2 protein-coding genes are annotated in these 961 nt (G+C 45.0%); one reads left to right on the top strand and one right to left on the bottom strand.

What is annotated here, in order from left to right; genetic code table 11:
- Nucleotides 1–166 (top strand): phosphoribosylglycinamide synthetase C domain-containing protein (locus R7Q48_RS25265; RefSeq protein ID WP_318132886.1); only part of this gene is annotated, 166 nt, incomplete at its 5' end.
- 87 nt (nt 167–253) lie between these two features.
- Here R7Q48_RS25265 and R7Q48_RS25270 read toward each other — a convergent pair.
- Nucleotides 254–952: a DUF1481 domain-containing protein gene (locus tag R7Q48_RS25270; RefSeq protein WP_021822351.1), complete on the bottom strand. Its 699-nt coding sequence runs from the start codon at nt 950–952 to the stop codon at nt 254–256.
- Nucleotides 953–961: the final 9 nt, after the last annotated feature.

A 961-nucleotide genomic window follows, 5' to 3' on the forward strand; every position in this document is an offset into this window, starting at 1 on the left:
CATCGTGACAAATGGTGGTCGCGTATTGTGTGCAACTGCATTGGGCAACAGCGTATCAGAAGCACAGCAACGCGCATACGAGCTAGCAAAACAGATCAGTTGGGATGGCATGTTCCATCGTAATGACATCGGCTACCGTGCTATCGCTCGCGAGCAAGAAAAATAATAACAACTTCAGTTGGCTAAAAAGACAAAAGGCGCATTCAGCGCCTTTTTTATGATCTTTCGCATCCAGCGTAAAAACGTAGAAGCCTTACTCAGAGATAAACTTTGGTCGTGATACACAATCAAAGTCGTCATCATTGAGCATCAAGAGGCTGTCTACCACCACTTCATTACGAGATTCTTTACCAACAAAGGCAATGTAGCTATCGACCGATGATAAACGGTCGACGACAAATTTCGGCAGGGTTTGGTTGAACTCTAGCGTCGAGAACTCTTTCCCTTTGCAGGTTTCAAATGCTTGACCATTCCAATAGCCTTGTACGAGGTTCTGCCCGTTGCGAGACTGCTCTTTGATGGCAACAACGACATCATTAGCTTCGGCTTTGTATCGATCAAGTTGCTCGCGCTGCAACGGCAAGACTTTGCGATTTACGCGATATTGCTGATAAATCGCTTCACCATCTTTATTAAAGCGGATGTGGATTTGAAAAGGCACCAGTTTTTGCTTGGCATCGATTTGCTCACCTTTTCGAATCAACTCACGCAACTCGCCTTCATCCCAACGGTAATCACTTTTATACCAGCCATGATCACCCATCGTGACGTAATCTGCCGCGGTACTGACTCGAGTTAATCGCTCAGTCATCCAATACAAACTACTGGTGTCACCTGCGGTTTTTCCGCCAGAAAAGTGGGTAAATTGTTCTAGATTAGGCGTTTCAACAGAAGAACAGCCAATAAGAGAAAGGCTAGATAGGAGGAGTGAAGTGAGTAGATGTTTTTTCATGAAATTGCA

Source organism: Vibrio sp. 378 (genome assembly GCF_033339435.1).